The sequence below is a fragment of the Microbacterium sp. CPCC 204701 genome, assembly GCF_004010105.1.
GTDB lineage: Bacteria > Actinomycetota > Actinomycetes > Actinomycetales > Microbacteriaceae > Microbacterium.
The window spans coordinates 1-1,923 of sequence record NZ_RRYE01000485.1; the positions used below are offsets into that span (position 1 = coordinate 1).

Genomic DNA, 1,923 nt, shown 5'->3' on the forward strand with positions numbered 1-1,923 from the left:
CGCTCGCCGGCGCCCGTGCCCTCGCCGCCGGGCGCACGATCAGCCCCGCCCAGGCGCTGTACCTGCGGTCGCCCGACGTGACCCTGCCGTCCGCTCCGAAGCGGGTGGTCGCATGACCGTGCGCGCGGCGACGCCGGGGGACCTCGCGGCGATCATGCGGCTCGAGCGGGCCTCGTTCCCGACCGACGCCTGGTCGGAGTCGATGATGCGCGAAGAGCTCTCGTCGCCCCACGGCTGGTACGTCGTCGACCAGGAGGCGGGGCGCATCGTCGGGTACGCGGGGCTCCGCGCCGTGAGGACTGCGACGGATGCCGACGTCCAGACCATCGCGCTGGCCGAGGCCGCGCGAGGCCGCGGCCGGGGGCGCGCGCTGCTGCGGACGCTGCTCGAGGAGGCCTCGCGCCGTGGTGTCAGCCACGTGTTCCTCGAGGTGCGCGCCGACAACCCCGTCGCGCAGTCCCTCTACGTGTCGGAGGGCTTCTTCGAGATCGGACGCAAGCCGCGCTACTACCAGCCTGACGATGTCGACGCCGTGGTGATGAAGCTCGACCTGCGGGGGTGGGGTGAGGCTCGGCATCCGTCGGCTGCCGCCGGGTCGGTGGATGCCCCGTCGGGGAGTCGCGCCGGCGGCGGAGGATCAGCACCGGATGCTCCGCCCGAGGCTCGAATCTCCGCCCGGCGGACGTCGTGGGAAGGCGGGGTGTGCACGTGAACCGCGCGAAGCCCTTGGTGCTGGGGATCGAGACCAGCTGCGACGAGACCGGCATCGGCATCGTGCGCGGCCGCACGCTGCTGTCGAACACGATCGCGAGCTCGATGGACGAGCACGCGCGGTACGGCGGCGTCGTGCCCGAGGTCGCGGCGCGTGCGCATCTCGAGGCGCTCGAGCCGGCGATCCGGGCCGCGCTCGCCGAGTCGGAGGTCTCGCTCGCCGACATCGACGCCGTCGCGGTCACGAGCGGCCCGGGACTCGCAGGAGCGCTCATGGTGGGCGTGGGCGCCGCGAAGGCGCTCGCGGTGTCGCTCGGCAAGCCCCTGTATGCGGTGAACCACCTCGTGGGCCACATCGCCGCCGACATCCTCGACGCCGGCGCACCCACGCTCGAGTACCCCACGGTCGCGCTGCTCGTGAGCGGCGGCCACACATCGCTGCTGCTGGTGCGCGACCTCACGACCGACGTCGAGCTCCTCGGCGAGACCATGGACGACGCAGCCGGAGAGGCGTTCGACAAGGTCGCACGCCTGCTGGGGCTGCCCTACCCCGGGGGTCCCGAGATCGATCGAGCTGCGGCCTCCGGGGATCCGGACGCGATCCCGTTCCCGCGCGGTCTGTCGCGCGCGAGCGACATGTCGAAGCACCGCTACGACTTCTCGTTCTCGGGGCTGAAGACCGCCGTCGCACGCTGGACCGAGCAGCACCAGGCGGCAGGCGAGCCGGTGCCGGTGGCCGATGTCGCCGCGAGCTTCCGCGAGGCCGTCGTCGACGTGCTCGTGACGAAGGCGCTCGCCGCGTGCCGCGACCACGGCGTGCCGCGGCTGCTCCTGGGCGGCGGGGTTATCGCGAATCGGCGGCTGCGCGATGTCGCGCTCGAGCGCGCGGCGGCCGAGGGTGTGACCGTGCGCATCCCGCCGTTGGCGCTGTGCACCGACAACGGCGCCATGATCGCCGCTCTCGCGTCGGAGCTCATCATGTCGGGCCGCCCCGCGTCGACCCTCGAGTTCGGCGCGGACTCGACGCTTCCGGTGACCGAGATCCAGGTCGCGGGGTCGGCATGACCGGCGACGAGCGGATGCCTCGCCCCGGGGCCGGCGCCAAGGGTTCGGCGTCGAGCGAGCCCGCCACGGGCGAGAAGCAGCAGCGCGACGCGGATGCTGTCGGCCAGGCCGCGGCGTCTCGGCCTGCGCCGGCACCTGGGGCCGCCG

2 protein-coding genes are annotated in these 1,923 nt (G+C 73.6%); both read left to right on the forward strand.

Annotated elements, in window-relative coordinates:
- The first annotated feature begins 112 nt into the window (after nucleotides 1-112).
- Nucleotides 113-712 carry a ribosomal protein S18-alanine N-acetyltransferase gene (gene rimI / locus EIO58_RS17075; RefSeq protein ID WP_127820463.1) on the forward strand — a complete coding sequence of 200 codons (600 nt, stop codon included), beginning with the start codon at nucleotides 113-115 and terminating at the stop codon, nucleotides 710-712.
- A complete protein-coding gene (gene tsaD, locus EIO58_RS17080; RefSeq protein ID WP_446723944.1) occupies nucleotides 703-1,776 on the forward strand; it encodes a tRNA (adenosine(37)-N6)-threonylcarbamoyltransferase complex transferase subunit TsaD in 1,074 nt (357 codons plus the stop codon). The genes rimI and tsaD overlap by 10 nt, the downstream gene beginning before the upstream one ends.
- Nucleotides 1,777-1,923 lie beyond the last annotated feature (147 nt).

Coding starts and splice junctions, on each gene's coding strand:
- rimI (WP_127820463.1), top strand. CDS start 113: ATGACCGTGCGCGCGGCGACGCCGGGGGACCTCGCGGCGATCATGCGG.